General features: G+C 71.5%; 21 protein-coding genes, 1 tRNA gene and 5 pseudogenes. 13 read left to right on the plus strand and 14 right to left on the minus strand.

The genetic code is table 11. From position 1 onward, the window contains the following. The first annotated feature begins 637 nt into the window (after positions 1-637). Entirely contained in the window at positions 638-3,013 is a 2,376-nt protein-coding gene (locus OJ254_RS06055; RefSeq protein ID WP_265361543.1) for a D-alanyl-D-alanine carboxypeptidase, read from the plus strand. 187 nt (positions 3,014-3,200) lie between these two features. After that, positions 3,201-3,672: pseudogene (locus tag OJ254_RS06060) on the plus strand (tyrosine-type recombinase/integrase); the annotation flags it as partial. Between the two features lie 95 nt (positions 3,673-3,767). Here the strand turns inward: OJ254_RS06060 and OJ254_RS06065 are convergent. Continuing rightward, positions 3,768-3,841: transfer RNA gene (locus tag OJ254_RS06065), tRNA-Thr, on the minus strand. A gap of 180 nt (positions 3,842-4,021) precedes the next feature. Between OJ254_RS06065 and OJ254_RS06070 the strand changes: the two genes are divergently transcribed. From OJ254_RS06070 to OJ254_RS06080, 3 genes are all read left to right on the plus strand, one after another. After that, complete coding sequence (locus OJ254_RS06070; protein WP_265361544.1) at positions 4,022-5,158, plus strand: ABC transporter ATP-binding protein; 1,137 nt, start codon at positions 4,022-4,024, stop codon at positions 5,156-5,158. A 231-nt stretch (positions 5,159-5,389) separates the two neighbouring features. Continuing rightward, on the plus strand, positions 5,390-5,806 hold the full coding sequence (locus OJ254_RS06075) for a hypothetical protein (RefSeq protein ID WP_265361545.1): 417 nt from the start codon (positions 5,390-5,392) through the stop codon (positions 5,804-5,806). Between the two features lie 57 nt (positions 5,807-5,863). Then, positions 5,864-6,592, plus strand: coding sequence for a nucleotidyltransferase family protein (locus OJ254_RS06080; RefSeq protein ID WP_265361546.1), 729 nt, complete (start codon positions 5,864-5,866; stop codon positions 6,590-6,592). Between the two features lie 198 nt (positions 6,593-6,790). Here OJ254_RS06080 and OJ254_RS06085 read toward each other — a convergent pair whose 3' ends face one another. The 8 genes and pseudogenes from OJ254_RS06085 to OJ254_RS06120 all read right to left on the minus strand — a co-directional run bounded on the left by OJ254_RS06085 (position 6,791) and on the right by OJ254_RS06120 (position 14,669). Beyond that, positions 6,791-6,973: a hypothetical protein gene (locus OJ254_RS06085; protein WP_261956238.1), complete on the minus strand. Its 183-nt coding sequence runs from the start codon at positions 6,971-6,973 to the stop codon at positions 6,791-6,793. 367 nt (positions 6,974-7,340) lie between these two features. Next, positions 7,341-8,978, minus strand: a complete 1,638-nt coding sequence (locus OJ254_RS06090; RefSeq protein ID WP_265361547.1) for a DoxX family protein — start codon at positions 8,976-8,978, stop codon at positions 7,341-7,343. Between the two features lie 200 nt (positions 8,979-9,178). Then, entirely contained in the window at positions 9,179-10,129 is a 951-nt protein-coding gene (rlmB, locus tag OJ254_RS06095) for a 23S rRNA (guanosine(2251)-2'-O)-methyltransferase RlmB (RefSeq protein ID WP_265361548.1), read from the minus strand. Positions 10,130-10,257: 128 nt separating this feature from the next. Further along, positions 10,258-11,652, minus strand: a complete 1,395-nt coding sequence (gene cysS / locus OJ254_RS06100) for a cysteine--tRNA ligase (RefSeq protein ID WP_265361549.1) — start codon at positions 11,650-11,652, stop codon at positions 10,258-10,260. A 157-nt stretch (positions 11,653-11,809) separates the two neighbouring features. After that, positions 11,810-12,214, minus strand: a complete 405-nt coding sequence (locus OJ254_RS06105; protein WP_265361550.1) for a PPOX class F420-dependent oxidoreductase — start codon at positions 12,212-12,214, stop codon at positions 11,810-11,812. Positions 12,215-12,416: 202 nt separating this feature from the next. Beyond that, positions 12,417-12,938, minus strand: coding sequence for a 2-C-methyl-D-erythritol 2,4-cyclodiphosphate synthase (ispF, locus tag OJ254_RS06110; RefSeq protein WP_265361551.1), 522 nt, complete (start codon positions 12,936-12,938; stop codon positions 12,417-12,419). After that, positions 12,925-13,670, minus strand: a pseudogene (ispD, locus tag OJ254_RS06115) (2-C-methyl-D-erythritol 4-phosphate cytidylyltransferase). The gene ispF and the pseudogene ispD overlap by 14 nt, the downstream one beginning before the upstream one ends. 516 nt (positions 13,671-14,186) lie before the next feature. Further along, a complete protein-coding gene (locus tag OJ254_RS06120; RefSeq protein ID WP_003953493.1) occupies positions 14,187-14,669 on the minus strand; it encodes a CarD family transcriptional regulator in 483 nt (160 codons plus the stop codon). A 783-nt stretch (positions 14,670-15,452) separates the two neighbouring features. On the opposite strand from OJ254_RS06120, the gene OJ254_RS06125 reads away from it, so the two are divergent. Then, positions 15,453-16,115, plus strand: a complete 663-nt coding sequence (locus OJ254_RS06125) for a copper chaperone PCu(A)C domain-containing protein (RefSeq protein ID WP_265361552.1) — start codon at positions 15,453-15,455, stop codon at positions 16,113-16,115. Between the two features lie 135 nt (positions 16,116-16,250). Here OJ254_RS06125 and phoP read toward each other — a convergent pair whose 3' ends face one another. Together phoP and phoR are read right to left on the minus strand one after the other, a co-directional pair. Beyond that, on the minus strand, positions 16,251-16,922 hold the full coding sequence (phoP, locus tag OJ254_RS06130; RefSeq protein WP_481005524.1) for a two-component system response regulator PhoP: 672 nt from the start codon (positions 16,920-16,922) through the stop codon (positions 16,251-16,253). A gap of 5 nt (positions 16,923-16,927) precedes the next feature. After that, positions 16,928-18,196, minus strand: coding sequence for a two-component system sensor histidine kinase PhoR (phoR, locus tag OJ254_RS06135; RefSeq protein ID WP_265361554.1), 1,269 nt, complete (start codon positions 18,194-18,196; stop codon positions 16,928-16,930). 382 nt (positions 18,197-18,578) lie between these two features. Between phoR and phoU the strand changes: the two genes are divergently transcribed. Further along, positions 18,579-19,256 carry a phosphate signaling complex protein PhoU gene (phoU, locus tag OJ254_RS06140; RefSeq protein WP_265361555.1) on the plus strand — a complete coding sequence of 226 codons (678 nt, stop codon included), beginning with the start codon at positions 18,579-18,581 and terminating at the stop codon, positions 19,254-19,256. Positions 19,257-19,438: 182 nt separating this feature from the next. Further along, positions 19,439-19,597, plus strand: a complete 159-nt coding sequence (locus OJ254_RS06145) for a hypothetical protein (protein WP_265365391.1) — start codon at positions 19,439-19,441, stop codon at positions 19,595-19,597. Positions 19,598-19,685: 88 nt separating this feature from the next. Here OJ254_RS06145 and OJ254_RS06150 read toward each other — a convergent pair whose 3' ends face one another. Next, complete coding sequence (locus tag OJ254_RS06150; protein WP_265361556.1) at positions 19,686-19,934, minus strand: SCO4226 family nickel-binding protein; 249 nt, start codon at positions 19,932-19,934, stop codon at positions 19,686-19,688. Between the two features lie 177 nt (positions 19,935-20,111). Between OJ254_RS06150 and OJ254_RS06155 the strand changes: the two genes are divergently transcribed. Together OJ254_RS06155 and OJ254_RS06160 are read left to right on the plus strand one after the other, a co-directional pair. After that, complete coding sequence (locus OJ254_RS06155) at positions 20,112-20,549, plus strand: DUF7144 family membrane protein (RefSeq protein WP_265361557.1); 438 nt, start codon at positions 20,112-20,114, stop codon at positions 20,547-20,549. Positions 20,550-20,837: 288 nt separating this feature from the next. Then, positions 20,838-21,101: a hypothetical protein gene (locus OJ254_RS06160; RefSeq protein ID WP_265361558.1), complete on the plus strand. Its 264-nt coding sequence runs from the start codon at positions 20,838-20,840 to the stop codon at positions 21,099-21,101. Positions 21,102-21,204: 103 nt separating this feature from the next. Here OJ254_RS06160 and OJ254_RS06165 read toward each other — a convergent pair. Next, positions 21,205-21,965 (minus strand): annotated as a pseudogene (locus OJ254_RS06165) (phosphoglyceromutase). 281 nt (positions 21,966-22,246) lie between these two features. On the opposite strand from OJ254_RS06165, the gene OJ254_RS06170 reads away from it, so the two are divergent. The 3 genes and pseudogenes from OJ254_RS06170 (at position 22,247) to OJ254_RS06180 (ending at position 25,491) form a co-directional block, all read left to right on the plus strand. Continuing rightward, positions 22,247-23,548: an MDR family MFS transporter gene (locus OJ254_RS06170; RefSeq protein ID WP_265361559.1), complete on the plus strand. Its 1,302-nt coding sequence runs from the start codon at positions 22,247-22,249 to the stop codon at positions 23,546-23,548. A 61-nt stretch (positions 23,549-23,609) separates the two neighbouring features. Further along, positions 23,610-23,958: pseudogene (locus OJ254_RS06175) on the plus strand (deoxyxylulose-5-phosphate synthase). A gap of 1,353 nt (positions 23,959-25,311) precedes the next feature. After that, positions 25,312-25,491: a hypothetical protein gene (locus tag OJ254_RS06180; protein WP_265361560.1), complete on the plus strand. Its 180-nt coding sequence runs from the start codon at positions 25,312-25,314 to the stop codon at positions 25,489-25,491. A gap of 61 nt (positions 25,492-25,552) precedes the next feature. On the opposite strand, the pseudogene OJ254_RS31445 reads toward OJ254_RS06180, so the two are convergent. Then, a pseudogene (locus OJ254_RS31445) lies at positions 25,553-26,414 on the minus strand (class I SAM-dependent methyltransferase); the annotation flags it as partial. Positions 26,415-26,564: the final 150 nt, after the last annotated feature.

A 26,564-nucleotide genomic window follows, 5' to 3' on the forward strand; every position in this document is an offset into this window, starting at 1 on the left:
GCCGGATCGGCGTCAGTGTGAACGTGGTGCGTGCGCTGGCCCCTGGCCGCCGGACAGGTGGCGACCCCCACCGTCTCCTGGCGCCAGGGCCGCAGGGCCACCAAGCACAATCCCGACGCCGATCTCACATGGGCCTGTCGAGAGCGCGTGGCGGTTTCGTGGGAACCGGTAGGTATGTCCTTTCGTCTAGCACGTGGGTGAACCCAGGCAAAGCCCTCTGTCCGTGCAGGTGCGCAATCGCGCGACGATCACAGAGGACACTGGCTAGACGTTGAGTGAAGTCCGGACCTTGAAGCGTGTTGGCGCTTGAAGCGCTACAGGTGTACGGCGCGGAAATTCTGAGGAGCCATCGGTGGCGGGCGAGTCCCCCAACATGTCGGAGCAGCGGAGCGGCCTGCGGCCGGCTTCGGGCGCGGGTACCGGTGCCGGTCGGCCTGCAGCCAGGGCCGGTACGGGTGTTGCCGGCGGCAGGGACAGTGGTTCCGGCGCCGTCGCCGCTGACGGCGGTCGTGGCGAGGGGCGACCAGCCGGTGCCGCGGCCGGAGACGGTGCGACCGCCGCTGCCGGTTCGGGAACCGGGGGTTCCGTGGCGACCCGACAGAGCGCGGACGGCGGCCGTCCGGATCCAAGGCTGGCTGTGCGTGACGGCGCGGCCGGTGCCGCCGGCAAGGCCGGCGGGGCGCCGGCGTCCGCGTCGGCGAAGGCCGGTGACGGCGAGGACGCCCAGGCGTCGACGGAGGCCGACGGAGCCGATAACGACGAAGGCACCCAGGCATCCACGGAAGCCAACAGACCCGATAACGACGAAGGCACCCAGGCATCCACGGAAGCCAACGAAGCCGATAACAACGAGGGCACCCAGGCATCCACGGAAGCCAACAGACCCGATAACAACGAAGGCACCCAGGCATCCACGGAAGCCAACAGACCCGACAGCGGCAAGGCTGGTCAATCGACCGGGCCCGCGAAGCCCGGCGCCACCGGCAGCGGCAAGGCCGACCAGGACACTGCTGCCTCCGGCGCCTCGAAGGCCGCCGCCGATGGCGCCAGTACGGCCGAGGCGGGCGCGGCGTCCGGCGCGGCAGGCGACGGCAAGGCCGATCAGGCTCCCGGGAAGCCCGGCGCCACCGGTGGTGGCAAGGCTGACCAGGCGACCGCGGTGTTCGGTGCTGTGAAGTCCGGCATCGCCGAAGGCGGTAAGGCCGAGCAGGCCACCGACAAGCCCGGCGCCGCCAGCAGCGGTAAGGCCCCCGAGGGCGAGGCCAAGTCCGGGCCCGAGGCTGCCTCCCGGGGGGCCGGTGCAGACGGTGACGACAAGCCCAAGGAGGACTCCCGGCTCAAGACCGCCGTCGCCGAGGCCGAGGACGACAGCGACAGCGACAGCGACGGCGACAGCGACGGCGACGGCGACGGCGACGGCGACGGCGATGACAAGGCGGGCTCGGTCGATCAGGCCACCCAGCTGCTTGCGGCCCCCAAGCCGGCGGCGGCCGGCTCCGCCGACCAGCCCACCAGGCTGCTCAAGGCTCCCGCCAACCCGGACTCCGAGTCCGAGCGCACCAGCCAGTTCATCCCGCTGAAGAAGGACGACGCCCCGGCGCCGAAGCCGCTCAAGGCCCCCAAGCCGGAAGCCAAGCCCAACGCGAGCCCGCCGGCTCCTCCGAAGCCGGCGGCAGCTCCTCCGGCCGACTCTCCGGCGGAGCCTCAGGCTCCGCTTGACCTGCTCGCCCAGCTGACGAACACTCCGCCCCCGCCGGAGACTTTGGTGCGCACCGTGGTGCGCCGGGTGAAGATCTGGACGCCGCTGGTGGTGCTCCTCGGGATCATCTTCGTGGTCGTGCAGACGATGCGCCCGCTGCCTGACCCGAAACTGGCGATCGTCGGCAAGTCGTCCTCCGTCTTCGAGGGCGACACGCCGTCGCTGTCCTGGCCCCCTGAGGGCCAGGCGATCGTGGACGTCGACGGCCTCGGCCGGGTCGGCTCCTACGGTGAGATGAAGCCGCTGCCCATCGGCAGTGTGGCCAAGGTGATGACGACGTACATCATCCTGCGTGACCACCCGCTGAAGAAGGGTGAGGACAAGCCCCTGATCGACGTCGACCAGAAGGCCGAGGACGACTTCGTCAACGGTGTCAGGGTGAAGGAGTCGGTCGTCGAGGTCCACAAGGGCCAGAAGATCTCCGAGAAGGAGGCCCTCCAGGCCGTCATGCTGCCGTCCGCGAACAACGTCGCGCGGCTGCTGGCCCGCTGGGATGCGAGCACTGAGGCGGCGTTCATCAAGAAGATGAACGACACCGCCAAGGAGCTCGGCATGACGAACACCACCTACACCGACGCGAGCGGCCTCCTGGAGAGCACCGTCAGTACGGCCGAGGACCAGGTGAAGCTGGGCAAGAAGGCGATGCAGGACCCGGTCTTCCGGGAGATCTCCAAGTCGACCGAGTACCACTCCACGACCGCCTCCGGGAAGGGCAGCGGCCTCGCGTACCAGAAGACGCAACGCAACTTCAACAAGCTTGTCCCCATGTACGGCGTCGTCGGCATCAAGACCGGTTCCACGACCAAGGCCGGCGGCAACCTGCTCTTCGCCGCGGAGAAGAAGGTCGGCAGCTCCACGCAGCTGATCATCGGCGCGGTCTTCGGGCAGCACAAAACCCCGATCATCGACACCGCCACCGCCTACAGCAAGCAGCTCATCCTGGCCGTGGGCAAGGCGCTGACCACCAGCACCGTCGTGAAGAAGGGCGCGGTCGTCGGCCAGGTCGACGACGGCCTGGGCGGTACGACCCCGCTCGTGGCGACCAAGGATCTGACGGTGGTCGGCTGGCCCGGTCTCAAGGTCGACCTGAAGCTCACCGCCGGGGGCAAGGCCCTCCCGCACACGGCGAAGGCCGGTACGCAGGTCGGTGAGCTGACCGCGGGTGGCGGCATGGGTGAGGTGAAGGTGCCCGTGGTGCTGCAGAAGGACCTCGCCGAGCCGTCGTTCGGCGCGAAGCTGACACGAGTCTCCTGACGGGTGGACATGGGCCGGGCCCCGGTACGCGCTGGCGCGTACCGGGGCCCGGTTGTGTTGCGTGCGGCACCTTCGCAGGTGTGGTCGTGACCCCTGTGCATTGCCGTAGCCCACCCGCCTCGCTGCGTACGGGAGGGGGTCCGCAAGGGGGTCGGGTAGAGCGGAAAGCGGCCCTGTTCGTTGTCGAACAGCAGCCACCCGGGAGGAGTTGGTCACGCGGAACGTTGCCTCGCTCGTAGAGGCCCCCAAGGTCGTCAGCCGCGAGACAACGCCCTGGACGCTGGACGAGACGCTGACGTTCCTCGAAGAGGCCGCCGTGATCCGCTCTACGCCGCCTTCTTCCTCGCCCGCTCCGGCCGCCCGATCGAGCCGCGGAATCTGAACCGCTCCTTCTCCTGGCTCACGGCCTCGGCGGGCCGCCGCCCGATCCGTCTGCACGACGCCCGGCACGGCTGCGCCACCCTGCTCACCGCGCCCGGCACGGCTGCGCCACCCTGCTCACCGCGGCCGGCGTGGCTCCGCGCGTGCTGATGGAGATCCTCGGGCACAGCCAGATCAGCATGACCATGGACGTCTATATGCATGTGACACAGGACACACAGCGGGAAGCGATCAGCCACATGGACCGGCTACTGAAGCGGCGGATCGCTCGTGAGTGAGCATCGACGGCGTTGACGTCACCCGTGGAGGTCAGCGGAAGTCAGAAGCCCCGGACCGCCAACCGGCCCGGGGCTTCTTCCCTGTTCACGTCCAGAGCCCCCTGTCGGATTCGAACCGACGACCTTCGCTTTACAAGAGCGGTGCTCTGACCAGCTGAGCTAAGGAGGCGTGCCGGAAGAAGTGTACCCAGGCGGGCCGGGTGCGGGGCTCCTTAATTTGGTGGGGCCGGACTACTGACACCGGGGTCCGCCGCGGGTAGCGTCACGAGGAAGTCCGCATCAGTGGACTACACCACTCCTTTTACTCGGATCGTCCGGCACGTTCCTGCCGGTGAAGGGACTCATCACCATGGCTACGGTCACCTACGACCAGGCAACCCGGATCTACCCGGGTTCCGACAAGCCCGCCGTCGACAAGTTGGACATCGCCATCGAGGACGGCGAATTCCTCGTCCTGGTCGGCCCCTCCGGATGCGGCAAGTCCACCTCCCTGCGGATGCTCGCGGGGCTGGAGGACGTCGACGGGGGCGCCATCCGCATCGGGGACCGCGACGTCACCCACCTTCCGCCCAAGGACCGGGACATCGCCATGGTGTTCCAGAACTACGCGCTCTACCCGCACATGACCGTCGCCGACAACATGGGCTTCGCGCTCAAGATCGCCGGCGTACCGAAGGCCGAGATCCGGCAGAAGGTCGAGGACGCGGCGAAGATCCTGGACCTCACCGAGTACCTGGGGCGCAAGCCCAAGGCGCTGTCCGGTGGTCAGCGGCAGCGGGTCGCGATGGGCCGGGCGATCGTGCGGGAGCCGCAGGTCTTCCTGATGGACGAGCCGCTGTCCAACCTGGACGCGAAGCTGCGCGTGCAGACCCGTACGCAGATCGCCGGGCTGCAGCGCCGGCTCGGGATCACGACGGTCTACGTCACCCACGACCAGGTCGAGGCCATGACCATGGGCGACCGGGTCGCGGTCCTCAAGGACGGACTGCTCCAGCAGGTCGACTCGCCGCGGAACATGTACGACCGGCCGGCCAACCTCTTCGTGGCCGGGTTCATCGGCTCGCCGGCGATGAACCTCGTCGAGGTGCCGATCACCGACGGCGGGGTGAAGTTCGGCAACAGCGTCGTACCGGTGAGCCGGGAGGCGCTCACCGCGGCCGCCGACAAGGGTGACCGCACGGTGACCGTGGGCGTCCGCCCCGAGCACTTCGACATCGTCGAGCAGAACGGCGCCGCCGCGCAGTCGCTGTCCAAGGAGAGCGCGGACGCCCCGGCCGGTCTCGCCGTCACCGTCAACGTCGTCGAGGAACTGGGCGCCGACGGCTACGTGTACGGCACCGCGGAGGTCGGCGGCGAGGTGAAGGACCTGGTCGTCCGCGTCAACGGCCGCCAGGTGCCGGAGAAGGGCACCCGGCTGCACGTCGTGCCGCGGCCGGGCGAGACGCATGTGTTCTCGACGTCGTCCGGGGAGCGCCTCTCGGACTGAGCGGTACTGAGCGGGCACCCGTGGCGGGTGTGCGTGTGAGTGGTGGCGGTGGCGGGTAGAACCCGGCGCCGCCACCGCTGCGTTCACGGTCGTACGGCGCGCGCCACACGGGGACAGAACGGGCTTTTCGTACCAGTGCGTCAACATCACTACTGGACCGACGAGGCATTACGTCGCTCGATAAGGTGACCAAATGTCGCCAAATCATCACTCCTCGCTACCATCACGACCGTGAACTCCGCAGCCCGCCACATCGGCAGAACCCTCGCCCTCGTCCTCCCCGTCGTCCTCGTACTCTCCGGGACCCTCGCGGTCACCCGGGTCCCGTGGGCGACGACGGCCACCGACTCCCAGATGCTGACCGCGTCCTCCGGGGATGCCTCCACCAAGGCCAACCCGGTCGCCCCCCAGGAGGCCCTGCGCAAGCGCCTCCTGGTCGAGCTCCAGGAGAAGGACCCCGGCGTCGCCCTCACCGACCTCCAGAAGGCGACCACCAAGCACCCCTCGCTCGCCAGGCACTGCGCCTCGATCGCACGCGACCTCGGCCGCGCCGCGGTCGCCAAGTACGGTGCCGCGCACCGCGCCCAGGCCTACTCCCGCCCGGTCTGCGACACCTCCTTCGCCACCGGCGTCGCGGGCGCCCAGTGACCGTCCCCCGCCCCGCGTAGCCACCGACCGCTCCTCGTGCCCCATAGGGTGCGAACCATGACAGGCGCCCAGCATTCGTACCCCACGCAGGCCGTGGTCCTGGCCGGCGGCCAGGGCTCGCGTCTCCGCCCGTACACCGATGACCGCCCCAAGCCGATGGTCGAGATTCCCGGAACCGGAACCCCGATCATCGGCCATCAGCTGGACTGGCTCGCCGAAGAGGGCGTGACGGACGTCGTCATCTCCTGCGGCCACCTCGCCGAAGTGCTCCAGGAGTGGCTGGACCACGCCCAACTCCCCCTGCGCGTCACGACGGTGATCGAGACCGAGCCGCTGGGCCGCGGCGGTGGCCTCAAGTACGCGGCCGGCTCGCTGCCCCGCCCCGACGAACCCTGGTACGCCACCAACGGCGACATCTGGACCCGCTTCCCGCTGCGCGAGATGGCGGCCTTCCACCACGAACGCGACGCCGAGGCCACGCTGGCGCTGGCCCGCCCCCGCATCCCTTGGGGAGTCGTGGAGACCGACGCGTTCGGGCACGTACTCGACTTCATCGAGGCGCCGCCCTCCCCGTACCTCATCAACGCCGGCGTCTACGTCTTCTCCGCCGCCTTCACGGGCCTGCTGCCGGTACGCGGCGACCACGAGCGCATGACCTTCCCCCGCCTCGCCCGCGAACGCCGGCTGGCCGGCTACCCGCTTCCGCACGGCGCGTACTGGCGCGCCATCGACACGGCCAAGGACCTCACCGAGGCCGCCAAGGAACTGAGCGCGCAACGGCGTTGAGGGTCTCGCGTATGGCCCCGTACGCCGCGGCCGACCCACCCGGCGCCCCTACACCGCCCGAACGCCCCTGAGCGGCCGCTGCAGCCGCACGACCGCCCGTCGGCTCCCGGGGCTCGCCCTCGCCACGTACGCGCGCCTGCCGGTCGTACGTGGCGCTCCGCGGGGCCATACGCAGCTGTTCGGGGCGGCCGGAGCGACTCAGCTGTTCGCTTCGGACCAGGCGTTGAACGCGACGGCCCAGGCCATGACGTTCTGGGCCTTCTTCGCCGAGACCTTCACCGTTGCGCTGTCGCCGTCCGCTGCACAGACCACGACGGACAGTGCGCCGGTCTTCTTCTTCAACGCGAAGGCGAACACGCCGGTCACGAACAGTCGTGTCACGGTGACCCGCTTGCCCGTGCCGTCGATGGTCTGGACGGTCGCGCCCCTCGCGGGAGCCCGCCACCGGTTGACCCTCAGGGTTCCGTCGCCGTCGAGGGATATCGGTGCACCGCGAGGCGGCCGAGGTGGCTCCGGAGCAGGCTTTTGAGACGACATGGCGGGCCCCGTTCGCTGGTCGGTCAGCACATGATGCCCGCACCACGGAAGCCGTGTGCCGATATTGCCGATCCGTGATTCCGGCCCCTCCCCGCACACCGCGCCCCGCGGCGCGGCAACCGCCCCACACACCGCCGCCCACCCCCCGAAGGGGTGGGCGGCGGCGCAGATCCAGGGGGAGGCGGGCGGCGCGGAGCCCCCCGTCAGGAGCTCAGCCCAGCAGGCCGCCCAGGGTGCTCCCGCGGCTGCCGGAGTCGCCGGAGCCGGCCGAGCCCGTGGAGCCCGTGCCGGTCGTGCCGCCGCCGGTGCCGCCCGCGGAGGGGGCGGCGTGGCTCGGGACGGGGACGCGGGTCGGGACGGTCTGCTGCGGGGCGCTGGTGGTGGCGCCGGGCTGCTGCGAGAAGCCGCTGGTGGTGCCCGTCGAGCGGCCGGTGCCCGGCGTCGACGCGGACGGGCGGGGCTTGTGGGCCTTGTGCGAGGCGCCCGCGGAGGGCGTGCCGGCGCGGGAGGAGGCGCTGCCGGGGTGGTGCCGGCCCGGCCGGGTGGCGTTCTTGCCGGGGCGGGGCAGTGGCGAGCCGGGCAGGTTGTTGATCGCGGGCTCACCGGGCCGCGGCACGGGCGTGACCGTCGCGGACCGTACGGCGCCGCCGAGCAGCGAGCCGATGAGCAGGGTCAGACCGGCCACCATCGTGGTCATCATCGCGCCGCGGCGCAGCACCCGGCGGCGCAGGTCGGCGACCTCCACGCGGGGCCCGAGCCGCCGCCACGCCTCGCCGGCCAGCCGGGCGTCCATGGAGTAGACGGGTGCGCCCGCGATGATCAGCGGGCTCCAGGCGGCGAGGTAGATGATGTCGGGCGCGTCGTAGGCGGGGACCATGCGCCAGCTGACGGTCATCAGCAGGGCGGCGGAGAGCAGCGCGCCGATCGACGCGGCGAGCCGCTGCCACAGCCCGCACATGGTCAGGACGCCGACGACGACCTGGAGGAAGGCGACGGTCAGGCCGGCGCCCACGGGATGGGAGACGGCGAAGTCGCGCAGCGGAACGGCCAGCGCCCACGGGTCGAGCGACAGCAGCCACTTGACCATCGAGCCGCGTTCCCCGCCGTCGAAGTAGACGGGGTCGCAGAGCTTGCCCATGCCGGCGTAGACGGAGATCAGGCCGAGGAAGATCCGCAGCGGGAGGAGGACCACACCGAGGTTCATCCGGCGGCCCGGGTAGTAGGCGTGCCGGACGGTGTCGGCGCCACGACGGCGGGACCCGGTGTCGTAGGGGTCCCGGGCCTCGAAGTGGTCGTCGTCGTAGCCGTCCTCGGCGGGGCCGCGGCCGCCGTAGGCGGGGCGGTAGGGGGGCGCGCCGTTGTTGTCGGCGTAGGCGCTGCCCACGGGGCGTACGCCGCGCAGCAGGGTACGGTCGGATTCGGCGGGGCCGCGCTGGCCGATCACGGTCTGGGCGGGGGCGGGCTCGTCGAGCCGGACCCGCGGCAGGACCTGGGTCGTGCCGACGTCGTCGCCCTGGCCGCCGTCGAGGCCGATGCCCGCGTCGCGCACCGCGTGCAGGAGTTGGGTGGTGGCGCCGGCCGTGCCGCCCGGTGCGGTGCGGCCGCTCCACACCACGGGAGCCCGGCGTCTGGCACCGGAGGACGGTGCGCGGACGGCGGGGATGCGCGCGGTGTCGGCCATGGCGTCACCCGCCATGGGCCCGGCGAGCTGTACGCGGAAGCTGGCGTGGTTGACGATGACCTGCGCGGGATCGCACGGCACCTTGACCGAGCTCAGGCCCGGCTCGTCATCGAAACCCGGCGAGCGTCCCCCCGTAGGCGTGCGGGGTGTTCTGGTGTCCACGCTCATCTAACCGAGTGACCCGCGGTTAAGACACTGCCTTGACCGGGTCGATCTGTCCGAGACCCGTCAAAAGATCACGGGATGCGGGATGCGCGTCCAAAAGGCCCACGGAGGGTCAGGTTGTGCCCCAGGGTGGGGAGGGACGGGGCGCGGAGCCGTGGGCCCCGGGGGCGTACGCGGACGTACGCGCCCCGGGCCGCGGACGGTCAGGCGCGGCGGCGGGCCGCCTCCCACAGGACGACGCCGGCCGCGACACCGGCGTTCAGCGATTCCGCGCCGCCCGGCATCGGGATCCGCACGCGCAGGTCGCAGGTCTCGCCGACCAGCCGCGACAGGCCCTTGCCCTCGCTGCCGACGACGATGACGACCGGGCCGTCCAGGACCTCCAGGTCCTGCAGCTCGGTGTCGCCGTCCGCGGCCAGGCCGACGACGGTCAGACCGGCCTTCTGGTACGACTCCAGGGCGCGGGTGAGGTTGGTGGCCCGGGCGACCGGGGTACGGGCGGCGGTGCCCGCGGAGGTCTTCCAGGCGCCGGCCGTCATCCCGGCGGCCCGGCGCTCCGGCACGACCACTCCGTGGCCGCCGAAGGCGGAGACGGAGCGGACGACCGCGCCGAGGTTGCGCGGGTCGGTGACCCCGTCCAGCGCGACGATCAGCGGGTCCTCACCGTCGTCGAAGGCGGCCGCGGCCAGGTCCTCGGGGTGCGCGTAGTCGTACGGCGGGATCTGGGCGACCAGGCCCTGGTGGTTGAGGCCGTTGGTCATCCGGTCCAGCTCGGGGCGCGGCGCCTCCAGGATGTTCATCCCGCGGTCGGCGGCGAGCTGCAGCGCCTCGCGGACCCGCTCGTCGCTGTCGATGAACTGCTGCACGTACAGCGTCGTGGCGGGCACGCCCTCGCGCAGCGCCTCGACGACCGGGTTGCGGCCCACGACCAGCTCGGCGGTGCCCTTGGCGCCGCCGCGGCGCGGCGCCGGGCGCTTGGCGGCCTGCTTCGCCTTGGCGTTGGCGACGCGGTTCTTGACGTGTCCCTTGCGCGCCGAGGCGGGCGGGGTCGGGCCCTTGCCCTCCAGGCCCCGGCGCCGCTTACCGCCACTGCCGACCTGGGCGCCCTTCTTGTTGGACGTGCGGCGGTTCCTGCGCTGGCTGTTGCCGGCCATGGGTCACCTGTTTCTTCACTGCTCTCGACGTCTCGCGACGTGGAGTGGGTACGTACGTATGGATTGAGTGTCGCCCGTGTCCGCCGGGAAGGGCGAATCCGGCGGGCCGCCCACGGGCGCGACGGGGGTCAGGACAGCGACCAGCGCGGCCCGGAGGGGGTGTCCTCGATGGCCAGGCCGGACTGCTGGAGCTGGTCGCGGATGGCGTCGGCGGTGGCGTAGTCCTTGCGCTCGCGGGCCGACTGCCGCTGGTCGAGGACGAGGCGGACGAGGGAGTCGACGACGCCGTGCAGGTCCTCACCGCGGTCGGTGCCGCCGCCGGACCAACGCTCGTCGAGCGGGTCCAGGCCGAGCACGCCCAGCATCGCACGCAGCTCGGCGAACCGGGCCACCGTCGATTCCTTGTCGTCGGCGGTCAGCGCGGAGTTGCCCTGCCGGACGGTGGTGTGCACGATCGCCAGCGCCTGCGGGACGCCCAGGTCGTCGTCCATCGCCTCGGCGAAGGCCGGCGGGACCTCGGCCGCGGGCTCGACGACGCCGACCTTCTCGACGGCCCGCTGGACGAACCCCTCGATCCGGGCGAACGCCGACTCGGCCTCGCGCAGCGCGTCCTCGCTGTACTCGATCATCGAGCGGTAGTGCGGGGTGCCGAGGTAGTAGCGCAGCACGATGGGGCGCCAGCGCCTGACCATCTCCGAGACCAGCAGGGAGTTGCCCAGCGACTTGGACATCTTCTCGCCGCTCATGGTCACCCAGGCGTTGTGGGTCCAGTACCGGGCGAAGTCGTCGCCGTACGCCTGGGCCTGCGCGATCTCGTTCTCGTGGTGCGGGAAGACGAGGTCGACGCCGCCGCCGTGGATGTCGAAGGCGGTGCCCAGGTACTTGTGGGCCATCGCCGAGCATTCCAGGTGCCAGCCGGGCCGGCCGCGGCCCCAGGGCGTCTCCCAGCTGGGCTCGCCCTCCTTGGCGGCCTTCCACATGGCGAAGTCGCGGGGGTCGCGCTTGCCGGTCTCGCCGGCGCCGGAGGGCTGCTGGAGGTTGTCCAACTCCTGGTTGGAGAGCCGGAGATACTCCGGGAAGGACTTGACGTCGAAGTAGACGTTGCCGTCCGAGGCGTAGGCGTGGCCGCGCTCGATCAGGCCGCGCATCATCTCGATCATCTCGGGGATGTGGCCGGTGGCGCGCGGTTCGTAGGTGGGGCGCAGGCAGCCGAGGACGTCGTACGCCTCGTTGAAGGCGACCTCGTTCTCGTAACCGATCGACCACCACGGGCGGCCCTGCTCGGCCGACTTCGCGATGATCTTGTCGTCGATGTCCGTGACGTTCCGGACGAACGTCACGTCGTAGCCGCGGTGGGCGAACCAGCGGCGCATGATGTCGAAGTTCAGCCCCGACCTGATGTGCCCGATGTGCGGGGCGGCCTGCACGGTCGCACCACACAGGTAGATCGAGACGCAGCCCGGCGTGAGCGGGGTGAAGTCGCGAATCTGCCGGGCGCTGGTGTCGTACAGGCGAATCGTCACGGAACCAGGGTAGTCGGAACCTGGCAGTGCCCCGCGACGCATCGGCCGCAGGGACACAGAACCGTCATATCCTTCCGATTTGCCGGAAGTAAAGCCTGAAGTGAGGGCCGCCCGCGAGGCACTTCCGTCCCCTGCGGGCGGCGCCGGACGCGGCCTCTCAGATACCGCCGACCACCTTGCGCGGCGTGATCCGGACCACCACCCGCTGGGCGTCCTCGCCCGCCGCCGGGTTGAACTCGGCGTACCGCTTGCCGGTGTACTTCAGCGACAGCTCGTCGATCAGCTCCGGCCCGCCCTCGGTCGTCAGCGAGGCCGTACCGCGGACCTCGGCGTAGGTGTACGGGGCGTCGAAGGGCTGGAGGACGACCGAGACGCGCGGGTCCCGGCGGAGGTTGGCCTCCTTGCGGCGGCCGACGGTCGTCGAGATCAGCAGGTCGTCGCCGTCCCGCTTCACCCACACCGGCGAGACCTGGGGGCTGCCGTCGGGCTGGATCGTCGCCACGGTCACGAAGACCGGGGTGTCGAGGAGCATCTTGAGGTCGTCGGACAGGGTGGCAGTCACGAGGGGTCCTTCCTGCGGGCCGTTCCGAGGGACACGAGCACTCCGATCCTGCCTCAACACCCGTGCGCCGCCCGGCATTCCCGCCGGCCGGCGCCGGTCCGACCGGCCGCTGTTGGGCCGATCGGACCCGCGCGTCCCAGATGACGCCGTGGCCGGACCCGCGTCTTCCGTATGACGCCGTGGCCGGACCCGCGCCTCCGTATTACGCCGCTACACGGAAGACGATGGCCGTGGCGACCGCCGCCAGGCCCTCGGCGCGGCCGGTCAGGCCCAGCCCGTCCGAGGTGGTCCCGGAGACCGAGACCGGCGCGCCGACGGCCGCCGAGAGCGCCTTCTGCGCCTCGTCGCGCCGCTTGCCGACCTTCGGGCGGACGCCGATCACCTGCACCGCCACGTTGCCGATGGTGAAGCCCTCGGCGCGGACGATCCGGGCGGCCTCGGCCAGCAGGGTCACGCCGGAGGCGCCGGACCACTCGGGGCGGCTCGTCCCGAAGTGCGCACCCAGGTCGCCGACGCCGGCCGCCGAGAACAGCGCGTCGCAGGCGGCGTGCGCGGCCACGTCGCCGTCACTGTGGCCGGCCAGCCCGTAGCCGTCGCTCTCCGCGGCGTCCCACAGGAGCCCGGCGCACCACAGCTCACGGCCCTGCTCGAAGGCGTGCACGTCGGTGCCGATGCCCACGAGGGGGACCAGCGGGCCGGCGGGGATCTGCTCAGACGTAGCCATCGGTGGCCCTCCTCCGGGCGAGTACGGCCTCGGCCAGGACCAGGTCCAGCGGCCGGGTCACCTTGAACGCCTCCTCGTGACCGGGCACGACCACGACCGGTACGCCGAGGCGTTCCGCCAGCCCGGCGTCATCGGTGGCGCCCTCGCCCTCCACGACGGTGTCATGCGCCTTGCGCAGCGTCTCCAGGTCGAAGCCCTGCGGGGTCTGCACGGCGCGCAGCAGGGACCGCTCGGGGTGCCGACGACCGGCTCGGGGGCGCCCTGGGGCTGCGGCTCGACCTGCTTGACGGTGTCGGCGAGCGGCAGCGCGGGGACCACGGCGGGGGCCCCGGCGCGTACCGCCGCGATCACCGCGTCGACCGTGTCGACCGGGACCAGCGGGCGCGCCGCGTCGTGCACCAGCACCACGTCGATGCCCTCGGGCAGCGCGGCCAGGCCGAGGCGTACGGATTCCTGGCGGGTCTGCCCGCCGGGGACGACGACGAGCTCGGTGCGGTCGGCGAGCGGGTACTCGTGCAGCAGGCGGTCGACCTCGGTGGCGCCGTCGGACGGGGCGACCACGACGATGTGGGAGACGGCCCGGGAGGCGGCCATCGCTCGGACGGCGTGCACCAGCATGGGGGTGCCGCCCAGCGTGCGCAGCGCCTTGGGGGTGCCGGGACCGAGCCGGACACCGCGGCCGGCGGCCGGGATCACCACGGCGGTGCGGATCGGGCGGGTGGGATCTGACATCGATGGCTCCGGAGTCCGGGGCGAGCCCGGAATTGGGGCAGACAGGTTTGTTTCCTCGGACGAGGTGGGTATGGCCTGGGAGAACCCCCCGCCCGTAAGAGCTGGGGGAGTGCCGGGTGCGACGCCTTGACCGGACCCTTCCGTGACATCGGTCGGGGCAGCTGCCCGGGCCCGGCACACCTGGGTGGGCCCGGCGTCCCGTCGGCAGCCCGCCTTTCACGGACCGGCCTCGTTTCACCGCCGGTCCGTCACCACGCGATATCCACAGCGCGACTTTCACAGCGTGTCTTTCTCGGCGTGTTTTTCACAGCCGGATCGTCACGGCCGGATCGTCACAGCCAGATCATCGCAGCCAGGCGTCACAGTCAGGCGTCAACGTCAGACGTCACAGCCAGATATGCCGCAGCGCCCGGCAACAGACCCTCCACAGAGGAGGTCGTCACTCGGGCACCGCGGCATTGCTACGTCATTGCTGCGTCGCTCGCCGCTGCGTCGGCGGGGCGCCGGACAGCGTCGTCAGGACGCGAGGACCTCGTCGAGCAGGGCCTCGGCCTTGTCTTCGTTGGTGTTCTCGGCGAGGGCGAGCTCGCTCACCAGGATCTGGCGGGCCTTCGCGAGCATCCGCTTCTCACCTGCGGAGAGCCCGCGCTCCCGCTCGCGCCGCCACAGGTCACGCACGACCTCGGCGACCTTGATCACGTCGCCGGAAGCGAGCTTCTCAAGATTTGCCTTGTAGCGACGGGACCAGTTCGTGGGCTCTTCGGCATACGGCGCACGCAGCACCTCGAAGACCCGGTCCAGCCCGTCCTGACCAACCACGTCGCGTACGCCGACGAACTCCGCATTGTCCGCTGGCACACGAACAGTCAAGTCGCCCTGGGCGACCTTCAGCACCAAGTAGGTCTTGTCCACGCCTTTGATCTGGCGAGTTTCGATGGCCTCGATCAGCGCGGCCCCGTGATGGGGATAGACCACGGTGTCGCCAACCTTGAACGTCATGTGACAGGTACCCCTTCCGTGGCTATCCATGCTAACACGGGAACGGACCGTTCTGAATGGCGTTTTCGCAGGTCAGGGCATATCTCGGGGCTTGACAACAGCGGCCGGGACGTGCTGCGAGGGGGGCCGGGACGCGGGTATTCGCAGGTCGGAGGGGCTTCTCGGGTGAGCGGAAACGTGCCCGTCACACACCCGGAAGCCCTTGATCGAGAGGCCGAAAGTCCCGTTTTGCACGGATCCGCATGAGCGAGTTCCGCTACTCCGTTCGGCTGCTCACGGACCCTTGCGGCCGTTTCCCGAATTGATCACCGCTCGACGGCCGAACAGTGTGATCAATTCCGCGGGGCCTTCACATTCCCTTCGAATACTCCTTTTCGGCCGGGGAAAACGGCGCGGATTCGGCGGGCCGGCACCCGAACGGCCGTCCGAAGATATTCCGGCGCGTTGTCGGTGTCCGTTCATCCTGGTTGTCGTCGGGTGTTCCGCACGCGCGTGAGTGTTCCGCGCGGGCGGCCGCGGATTCCCCGTCCCTTCGCCGGCCGGGGCCCGAACCACGGCCGGCTTTCCCCGGGGCGCGCGCGGGGCGGGGGCCCGTGATCCCGCTGGGGGCGGGTCGGGTGCGGCGGCGCGGGGACGGCTCGGTAACCTAGCGGCGCTGACACACCCTTAGGGCGGCTTTACGTACCCGTCGTCATGACGCGTACGCAGGACCGCCCCAGCCGTCCATCCGCGACCGGGCACGAACGTTCGGCCGCCGTAGCTCGTCAAGGAGATGCCGCCGCCGTGAGCCGCAGCCTTCGACGCGGCGTCCTCGCCGCCACCGTCCTTTCGCTCTCGATCGCCTCGCTGTCCGCCTGCGGGGCCGGGAACGACGCCCAGACGCTGCAGGTCAAGCCGGACAACGCCGCGACCTCCGCGGGCGACATCAAGATCCAGAACGCGTCCGTGGTCACCCAGCCCGACCTGAACGCCAAGGGCCCGGCCGTGGTCACCGCGACGGTCTTCAACAACGGCGCGAAGGACCAGAAGCTGACCGCCATCTCCGTCAACGGCACCGGCCAGTCGGCCAAGCTGTCGCCGGCCGGCGGCTCCGCGGGCGCGATCACCGTGCCCGCCGGTGGTTCCGTCGTGATCGGCGGCCAGGGCAACGCCTCGGCCGTGCTCGCCAGCGGCCGGGAGGCCGTCCAGGACGGCAACCTCCAGCCGCTGACGTTCAGCTTCAGCTCCGCCGGCAAGGTGAAGCTGGGCGCGTACGTCGTCCCGGCGAAGGCGTACTTCGAGGGCTACGGGCCCTCCCAGGTGCCGCAGCCGTCCGGCTCCGCCTCGCCGTCCGGCACCGCCTCGCCGTCCGAGTCGGCCTCGCCGTCGGAGTCCGGCAAGCCCAAGGCCGGCGCCGGCTCCGCCTCGCCCAAGACGTCGGCTTCGGCTTCGGCTTCGGCCCACTGACCCACGGCCCGCAAAGGGCCCGGAGAACGTGTCAGGGGCGCCCATCCCCCCGGATGGGCGCCCCTGACGCGTACTCCGGCGCGCCGCCGCGCACACCTGCCCGCGGCGGCCGTCGGCGTCCCCGAGAAGGTGTCTCTACGGCTCGAACTTGTAGCCCAGCCCGCGGACCGTGACGAGGTAGCGCGGCGCGCCCGGGTCGGGCTCGATCTTGGCCCGCAGGCGCTTGACGTGCACGTCGAGGGTCTTGGTGTCGCCCACGTAGTCGGCGCCCCAGACCCGGTCGATCAGCTGCATGCGGGTCAGCACCCGGCCCGCGTTGCGCAGCAGCATCTCCAGGAGGTCGAACTCCTTCAGCGGGAGGTCGACCTTGCCGCCGGAGACCGTGACGACGTGGCGGTCCACGTCCATCCGGACCGGGCCGGCCTCCAGGGCCTGCGGGGTGACCTCCTCCGGCTCGCCGCGGCGGCGCAGCACGGCGCGGATGCGGGCGACCAGCTCGCGGGAGGAGAAGGGCTTGGTGACGTAGTCGTCGGCTCCTATCTCCAGGCCGACGACCTTGTCGATCTCGCTGTCCTTGGCGGTCACCATGATGACCGGGACGTTGGAGCGGTTGCGCAGCTGGCGGCAGACCTCGGTGCCGGGCAGACCCGGCAGCATCAGGTCCAGCAGGACGAGATCGGCGCCGTTGCGCTCGAACTCGTCCAGTCCGTCAGGGCCCGTAGCCGCGATGGCTACCTCGAAGCCCTCCTTGCGGAGCATGTACGACAGTGCATCGCTGAACGATTCCTCGTCCTCGACGACGAGCACTCGGGTCACGGAAGGACCTCCGGGGCTGGATGAGCAGGGAGCGGATCGTTGAAGGTCTCGTACGGGCGGTCCTCGTCGTCGAGGCCCTCCGCGGCGAGGTCGTCGGGCCGTTCGCGGTCGCGTACGGCCCCGGCTTCCGGGAGACGCAGGGTGAAGGTGGAGCCCTGTCCCTCAGCGCTCCACACCGTGACCTCCCCGCCGTGCGAGGCGGCCACGTGCTTGACGATGGCGAGGCCGAGGCCGGTCCCGCCGGTGGCGCGGGAGCGCGCCGGGTCCACGCGGTAGAACCGCTCGAAGATGCGGTCCCGGTCCTTTTCGGATATCCCGATGCCCTGGTCGGTCACGGCGATCTCGATCAGGTCGCCTCCGGGCGCGGAGATCCGCCGGCCGGCGATGCCGACGCGGGTGCGGGCCGGGGAGTAGTTGACGGCGTTCTCGACGAGGTTGCCCAGGGCCGCGGCGAGCTGGCCGCGGTTGCCCCAGACGCTCAGGTCGGCGGTGCCTCCGGAGGCCATGGTGATCTGCTTGGCGCCGGCCTGCTGGCGGCAGCGGTCGATCGCCTCGGCGACCAGCTCGTCGACGCGGACCGGCTCGGCGTCCTCCAGCGGGTCGTCGTTCTGGACCCGGGAGAGGTCGATCAGCTCCTGGACGAGGTTGGTCAGGCGGGTGGCCTCGTTCTGCATCCGGCCGGCGAAGCGGGTGACCGCCTCGGGGTCGTCGCTGGCGTCCATCACGGCCTCGGAGAGCAGCGACAGCGCGCCGACCGGCGTCTTGAGCTCATGGCTGACGTTGGCGACGAAGTCCCGGCGGACCGCCTCTATGCGGCGGGCCTCGGTGAGGTCCTCGACCAGCAGCAGGACGAGCCGGGAGCCGAGCGGGGCGACCCGGGCGGAGACCGCGAGCGCCTCGCCGCGGCCGGTGCCCCGGCGCGGGAGGTCCAGCTCGACCTGGCGTATCTCGCCGTCCCTGCGGGTGTCCCGGGCCATCTGCATCATCGGCTCGACGGCGAGCTTGCCGCCGCGGACCAGCCCGAGCGCGTACGCCGCGGAGCTGGCCTTGACGACCGCGTCGGCCTCGTCGAGGACCACGGCGGAGGAGCGGAGCACCGACAGGACGGTGTCGACGCCGGGCGGCAGCACCGCGTCCGTGTGGAGCGAGGAGCGGGTGGGCTTGGCCTGGTCGCGCTCGCTCCAGCGGAACGCCAGCATCGCGAAGACACCGGTGCACAACCCGGCGATCGCTGCCACTGCGGCGACGGCCGCATCCACGTTCATGACTCCAGAGTATGTGCCGGGTCCGACACTCCCCCAGCCTCGCGAGCCGCTGCTCGGACAGCCGTCGCCCAGAGTTCACCGTGGCGTCCGCGCGGGTTCACTCCGGGCGCCGGCACCGGGCGGACGGCCGCCCCGGAGGCGGTGGCAGGTCGCCCAGAGTTCACCTTGGCGTCGGCACCGGTTCACCCCCGGTGGCACCGCAGGTCGCGATCCGGCCGCAGGGTGAGGGTGCGGTCCGGGTGACGGGCCGGTACCGCCCGGGAGGGACCCGCGCGGACACGGACCGTGAGAGCGTGGACACCGGACCACCGCCGGGACCCACCGCCGCACTCCCCCCACGCGACACACGACACCCGACACTCGACGCGAGAGAAGGACACAGATGCGGGACGCGTACCACGAGGAGCTGGATTCGATCGGCGAGGGCCTGGTCGAAATGGCCCGGCTCGTCGGCTCCGCGATCGGGCGCGCCACCACGGCGATACTCGACGCGGACCTGAAGCTGGCCGAGCACGTCATCGCCGGCGACGAGAAGGTCGACGACCTCCAGCGCGACCTGGAGGCCCGGGCGATCGCCCTGCTGGCGCGGCAGCAGCCGGTCGCCACCGACCTGCGGATCGTCGTCACCTCACTGCGGATGAGCGCCGACCTGGAGCGCTCCGGCGACCTGGCCCAGCACGTGGCCAAGCTGGCCCGGCTGCGGTTCCCGGAGACGGCCGTGCCGCGCGATCTGCACGCCACCATCCTGGAGATGGGGCAGCTGGCGCAGCGCCTGATGGCGAAGGCGGCCGAGGTCATCATCACCAAGGACGTCGAGCTGGCGCTCCAGCTGGAGCAGGACGACGACGCGATGGACCTGCTGCACCGCACGCTCTTCCAGCACCTGATGGACGACCGCTGGAAGCACGGCATCGAGACGGCCGTGGACGTGACCCTGCTCGGCCGTTACTACGAGCGATTCGCGGACCACGCGGTGTCCGTCGCCAAGCGGGTGGTCTACCTCGTCACCGGTGAGCACGCCGACGAGATCGCCCCGGCGGCACCGGTCGAGGGCGCGTAGGTCGTGACGCCGGCCGGGCCACGTGGACCTGCCGGGCCGGCCGGGGGCGCGTAGGTCCGCGGTCCGTCCGGTACGTCTGCCGGTGCGCCACCGTGCGCCGTTGCGGTGTGCCTCCGCGCGCCGTTGACGCGCCTCGGCGCGCGGGCATGCAATGGCTTCAGGTGACCCCTAGGAGGCAATGCATGGCACTCATGGCGGACTCTCCGAACCCCGCGTCCCCGCACACCCCGACGGCCGGCGACCGCCCGCAGCTCCCGCTGCTCGCCGGGTGCAGCTGCGGCCCCGGCTGCAGCTGCGGCTGCCAGTCGGGCGGCTCCTGCCAGTGCGGCGGCGGCTGCTAGCGGCCCGTCACGACAGCCCCGCGTCACGACAGCACGGCGCACCCGGGCCCCGGCCGGCAGCGATACCGGCCGGGGCCCGTCGTGCTGGTCACACGCTGAGCGTCAGCTGGTGGACCTCGTCCGCCTTGTGTCCGGCGCGCTCGTGGATGCGCTGGACGGCCTCCGCCGAGGGCGCCTCCGACAGGCAGAACACCTCACCGGAGTCGGTGTCGGCCCAGGCGTGCTCGAACGTCACGCCCTCCTCGCCCTGGATGTCGAGGTCCGCCTGGTGCGCCTCTCTGAGCTGGTCGGCCGTGAGGCCCTTCATGTTGCGATGGATGTCCATGAACTTGGGCATCGCTCTCATCCTTCCCGTCGCGGAGGAATACCGCCGGCCCCTTCCCCGGCCGCCCCTTCCCTCCCTCCCATGCTGCCTCCGCGCGCCTCGGACGTCCCCCGGGACGTCGCCCGGCGCCTCGCCCCAACGGCTCCCCGCCGGTTGCGCCGCCGACCCCCGCCCGGCTCGATGGGACACATGGAGTCGAGTCAGCCCACACCGGAAAGCCGTTCCGTACCGCCCGCCGAACGGTCCCACTGGGTCGCGTTCGCCGGCATCCTGCTGATGCTGAGCGGCCTGTTCGACCTGATCAACGGCTTCGTCGCGCTGCTCGACCACGGCTATTACGCCACGACCGCCAACCACGGCAACCGCCTGCTGATCTTCAACTTCGCCTTCTGGGGCTGGGTGTGGATCATCATCGGCGCGGCCCAGATCCTGACGAGCCTGGGCGTCTTCCTCGGGGCGCGGGCCGCGCGGATCACCGGCATCGTGCTGGCCTCCGCCTGCCTGGTGGGCCAGCTCATCTTCCTGTCGGCGTTCCCCTACTGGTCGATCTTCGTCATGGTCATGTCCCTGCTGGTCATCTACGGCCTGGTCTCCGTCCCCCGGCACGTACCGGGGGAGCGCGTCTGAGGGCCACCGGGACCGCGAGGTCGCAGCGCGTAGTCGGCCCCGACAGCAGCCGAAAACGGCGATGGTGAGCTGACGTGAGCCGCAGCCCGTCTTCCCGCTCCATGAAGTTGATCTTGCTGGTAGCGTCGCGATCTTGTACGGCTCACCTGGAGTCTTGTACGACTCACCTGGAGAAAGAGGAAACATGCGTTACGCCCGGACGCTGGGGGCCGTCGCCTTCGCCGCGGCAGCCACCGTGCTCGCGACCGCGCCCGCACACGCGGCCTCGTACACCGCACACCCCACTACATGAACAAGGGGAGCGCCGTGTTCAACAGCTCCACCAACACGCTCAAGGTGTGCGACAACGCCGCTGACGGCCTCACCGTCATGGTGACGATCGAGGACGACGGCAACTTCTTCGGCTACGACATGGCCAAGGGCAGCGGTCAGTGCCAGACGTACAAGCCGAAGCTCCACAACGGACAGCGGTTCACGCTGCAGGCATTCAACGGCAGGAAGGGTAAGGCCGTTTCGGGCTCCCACGGGTCCCTGGTCTACGGGATCGTGTAACAGGCCCTGTACTGACGGCCCGCAGACGGCCCACAGCCGGCCCAGAACGGCGACGGCCCCTCGCCTGCACCAAACATGCAGGTGAGGGGCGCGATCGCCATCGTTACTTCTTCTTGCCCTGGTTCTTCACGGCCTCGATGGCGGCCTTGGCGGCCTCCGGGTCGAGGTAGGTGCCGCCGGGGTGACCGGGCGGAAGTCGGCGTCCAGCTCGTAGGAGAGCGGGATGCCGGTGGGGATGTTCAGGCCGGCGATGTCCTCGTCGGAGATGCCGTCGAGGTGCTTGACCAGGGCGCGCAGGCTGTTGCCGTGGGCGGCGACCAGGACCGTCTTGCCCGTGAGCAGGTCCGGGACGATGCCGTCGAACCAGTACGGCAGCATGCGGACGACGACGTCCTTGAGGCACTCGGTCTGCGGGCGCAGCTCCGGCGGGAGCGTGGCGTAGCGGGGGTCGTCGAACTGCGAGAACTCCGCGTCGTTGGCGAGCGCCGGCGGCGGGGTGTCGTACGAGCGGCGCCAGAGCATGAACTGCTCCTCGCCGAACTCGGCCAGGGTCTGCGCCTTGTCCTTGCCCTGCAGCGCGCCGTAGTGGCGCTCGTTCAGGCGCCACGAGCGGTGCACGGGGATCCAGTGGCGGTCGGCGGCCTCCAGGGCCAGCTGCGCGGTGCGGATGGCGCGCTTCTGGAGGGAGGTGTGCACGACGTCGGGGAGCAGGCCGGCGTCCTTCAGCAGCTCTCCGCCGCGGACCGCCTCCTTCTCGCCCTTCTCGTTGAGGTTGACGTCCACCCAGCCGGTGAACAGGTTCTTCGCGTTCCACTCACTCTCGCCGTGGCGGAGCAGGATCAGCTTGTACGGTGCGTCGGCCATGCCGTCGAGCGTAATCGAAATCCGGATACGGCCTTGCCCAGGTCCAGGACCTGGGCGTCCGCGTGACGTTTGACGCTTTTCGTCAAATGACTGGTGGCCGGGGCGGGGCGGTATGTAGGTTGCGCTTACGGCCAGCGCCACTTACACATCCGACAGTGAGCCGGTCGTCGACCGCCACTCACCCACCACGCGACACATCGCACGGCACCGCACCGCACACCGCCCGGGGAATTCACTGTCATGCCCACGCCCACTCCATCCCACGAGTCCCGCCCGGCCGGTTGTCCGCCCTCCGGCGAGCCGCCGTCGACAGCGTCTCCGGGCTGCCCCGGCAGTTCTGGTGGCTCTGGACCAGCACCCTGATCAACCGACTGGGCGCGTTCGTCGCCACGTTCCTGGCCCTCTACCTCACCGTCGAGCGCGGCTACTCCGCCTCGTACGCGGGCCTGGTCGGCGCGCTCTACGGGCTCGGCGGGGTGATCTCCTCCGTGGGCGCCGGGGTACTGACCGACCGGCTCGGGCGGCGGCCCACGATGCTGATCGCGCAGCTGTCGACGTCGGTGTCCGTGGCGGTGCTCGGCTTCATGGAGGACCCGGTGGCCATCGCGGTGGTGGCCGGCGTCGTCGGGATGGCGACCAACGCCTCCCGCCCCGCCGTCCAGGCGATGATGGCCGACATCGTCGCCCCCGAGGACCGGGTGCGCGCCTTCTCCCTCAACTACTGGGCGATCAACCTCGGTTTCGCGATCTCCTCCACCGCGGCCGGCCTCATCGCGCAGCACGGCTATCTGGCCCTCTTCCTCGGCGAATCGACGCTGGTGCTGACCTGCGCGCTGGTGGTCTTCTGGAAGCTCCCCGAATCCCGGCCCACCGCCGGCGCCCCGGCCGGCCCGCAGGACCCCGCCGCCGAGGGCGCGTCCGCCGCCCCGGTCTCCATGCTGACCGTGCTGCGCGACGGCCGCTTCATGACCGTGGTCGGCCTCAACCTCCTGCTGGCCCTGCTCTTCCAGCAGGCCTACGTCTCCATGCCGGTCTCGATGGGGCAGGACGGCTTCTCCAGCGCGGACTTCGGCGCCGTCATCGCGGTCAACGGCATCCTGATCGTCCTCCTGCAGATCCCGGTGACCCGCTTCATCGAGCACCGCAGCCCCGCGACGCTCCTCATCGGCTCGGCACTGCTCGCCGGCTACGGCTTCGGGCTGACCGCGCTGGCCGGCTCGGTCGCCATGTACGCCCTCGCGGTCGTCGTCTGGACGCTCGGCGAGATCATCAACTCCCCCACCCAGATGGGCCTGGTGGTACGCCTCTCCCCCGTACACGGCCGCGGCCGCTACCAGGGCATGTACGCGCTCTCCTGGTCCATCGCCTCCCTGTCCGCCCCTCTGATCGGCGGCACGGTCATCGACCACTACGGCGCGAACGCCCTCTGGGCCGGTTGCGCGGCGGTCGGCACGGTGGCGGCCCTCGGCTACGGCCTCCTGCTGCGCCGCCTCCCGGCCCAGCGGGCCACGACCACCACTCCCGCCTCCTCCTCGGCCACCGCACCGGCGGCCGCTCCGGCGACGGGGGAACCGGTCGCGTGACGGCGGGCGGGGCGCCGGAAACCCGTCGCCCTTCCCGCCCTTCGTGGCCAGCCTCTCGGCCATGTCACACGCCGCCTCCACGCCCCGGTCCAGGACCTCGTACGTCTGCCTCCCCTGCCGGGCCTCCTACAAGCAGCCGTACGAAGGCGACCACGAACGCCGCTGCCCGCGCTGCGCGGAGCCCGTTGATCCACGTCGGTTCCGCGTTCGCGCCGCCGAAGCGCCGCGACACCGCGGGCTGGCGGGTGCTCTCGGTGCTGCTGAACGCCGGCATCCGATTCCACAAGAGCCGTTGCGGCGGCCCCGGTTACCGGCCCCGCACGCTCGCCGAGGTGCGCCGGCGCATGGCCTACGCCAAGGCCACCGGTGAGCCGTTCGCCCGCGCTCTGGTGCGCCACGAGGTGCCGTGACCCGGCGCCGGCAGCCGAGGCGCCCGGCCCGGCCACCCGATGTTCGTGGTAGCCCCACCCCCAAGAGACGTGGCTGCACGGTCGAGCCGGGCGGGGTGTTTCGGGACGCTGGTGGTGTGTACGGGCGGGCCGGCGAGCGGTCCGGGCGTACGGATGATCCGGCGGAACGGGCGGGGAGTGGGGCATGGGCACGGGTGTGGAGCGACGGGTGACGCGGTGGGCGCGACGGTCGGGGTGCTGGTGGCGGGTGGGGCGCTGGTGGCGGGAGGGGCGATAGCGACGGCCGGGACTGCGCCGGAGAAGCCCTCCGCGACGACGGCGGGGGCCGGCCGGCCGGTACGGGGGAAAGCCGCGCGGCGGCGGCCATGACCCTCCCCGCGCCCACCGGCCGCTATCAGGTCGGCACGGCGGCCCTGCCATCTGATCGACCGTCAGCGGCGCGATCCGTGGGGTGGCGGGACGCCGGGGCACCGGTACCGGGAATTGATGGTCAGCGTGCGGTATCCGGCAGGCGCAACGGCCGGGCGGTATCCGCGGGCCGCGAGATGACGCCGTGAGGCGGCCGCGTTCGACCGGGATGAACAGCTTCTCGGAGCAGGTACCGCCGGGGAAGGTCGCCTGGCAGGCCACCCGGACCGCCGCGCACACGGGGGCGCCGGTGGCGGCGCGGCGGCCCGGGCGGCGGCTGCCGGTGGTGCTCTACTCCCCCGGCGCGGGCGATCCCGCGGGTTCGGCAGCACGCTCTGCGACGAACTGGCGTCACGCGGATACGTGGTGGTCACCCTCGACCACACCTACGAGGCACCGGCCGTGGAGTTCCCGGGCGGACGGGTGGCCCGCAGCGTGATGCTTGCGGAGATCGCCAAAGGCACAGAAGCCGGGGCGGATGACGAGCTGTTGCGGAAGGTCAGCGCGGTGCGGGTGGCCGACACCCGGTTCGTACTGGACGAGTTGGGCCGGCGGGGGGACGCCTCCCCGTTGCCGCGTGGGCTGCGCGGGGCGCTGGACATGGGCGCGTGGGATGTTCGGGCAGTCGGCCGGCGGGTTCACCGCGGCGCAGACGATGCACGACGACCGGCGGATCCGGGCCGCGGCGAACCTCGACGGAGTGATGGGCTACACCCAGCGGACGACGACCCGTCGCACCCGTCGACGGTCGGCCGGACGGCGTCGACCGGCCGTTGCTGCTGATGGGGATGGACGGGACACCCACCACACGGTGGCCTCCTGGGGCGCGGTCTGGGAACACAGCAAGGGCCGGGACGGCGCCTGGCTCGGACCTGACGCTGCGCGGCAGCCGCCACGCCACGTACACGGACGCGGAGACGCTGATCCCCGCAGGTCGCCCGGCGGGTGGGGCTGTCCCCGGCCGAGGTGGCGAAGATGATCGGGTCGGTGCGGCCGGCCCGGGCGGTCGCGGCGCAGCGGGCGTACGTCTCGGCGTTCTTCGACCGGTGGCTGCGGCGGACGGAGGACGGCGGGCTGCTGGACCGGCCGTCGGCGCACTACCCGGAGGTCCGGTTCGTACCGTGAGCACGCGGACCTGCCCGGCCGGGTCCGCGCGGACCGGCGGGCAGCTCGCCTTCCCGCCCCCTCACTCCGGCGACGACGCGTAATGCACCGTCTTCGCCGTCAGCAGGAACAGGTCCGGGCGCCGGTCGACGCCCGCCGGGTCGGCCGGGTCGAGGAGCCGGTCCAGGGTCGCGAGGTCTCGGCGTCCAGGTGGTCGGCGAGGGTCTCCCGGCAGCGCTCCAGGACCGCCGTACGAACTGCCGGGTGCCGTCCTCCAGCGGGGCCGGGCGGTCCACGAGGAAGGTCCGGCTCCGTGCGCCGGGTGAGCCCCGCGGCCCGCAGCATGCCCGGCCAGTCCTCGACCACCGCCACCGAGCCGGGCAGTTCGTCGCGCATCCGGGCCAAGCGGACCGCGGTCGCGCCGTCGATGCGTTCTGCAGGCCAGGACGGCCGAAGCCGAGGTCGCGCGGCAGCCAGCGGGGCGGCAGTCCGCCCTCGACGATGGCGAGCACGCCGCCCGGGGTGAGCAGCGGGCCAGCCGGTTCAGGGCGTCCTGCTGGTCGCCGACGTGGTGCACGACCTGCGCGGACCACACCAGTCCGCCGGGCCCAGGTCGGCGAGGCCCGCCGGGAATTCGGCGACCCTGGTCCGCAGCGGCACGCCGAGCCGCTCGGCCCGCTCCCGGGCCCGGACCGCAGCTCCGGCGTGCCGTCCACCGCGGTGACCTCGGCCTGCGGGAACAGCGCCGCCAGCGGCAGGCGGCCACCCGGGGCCGCTGCCGATGTCCAGGACACGGCGCGGGCTCAGCTGCGTCAGCTCCTCGAACGCCTGGCGCACGTAGGGGCTGTGGACCTCGCCCTCCAGCTCCAGCAGATCGGCCATCGCGGCCCAGTCGAAGTCGCGTCGTCGTGCCCGAGGTGGTGGCCGTGGTGGTGCTGCCCGTGTTGTCACCGCTCATCGCTTCCGTCCCTCCAGTTGGTGTGCCATAGCCGACGATGCGGCGGACTGGGCGCACCGACAAGCATTGTTGCCGTTCCGGCAACGGCTTGCCCCACGTACCTGGCCGTCCCGCCGCGGGGCGCTGCGCTTTTGCG

The organism is Streptomyces endophytica (assembly GCF_026153355.1).
Lineage (GTDB): Bacteria > Actinomycetota > Actinomycetes > Streptomycetales > Streptomycetaceae > Streptomyces > Streptomyces endophytica.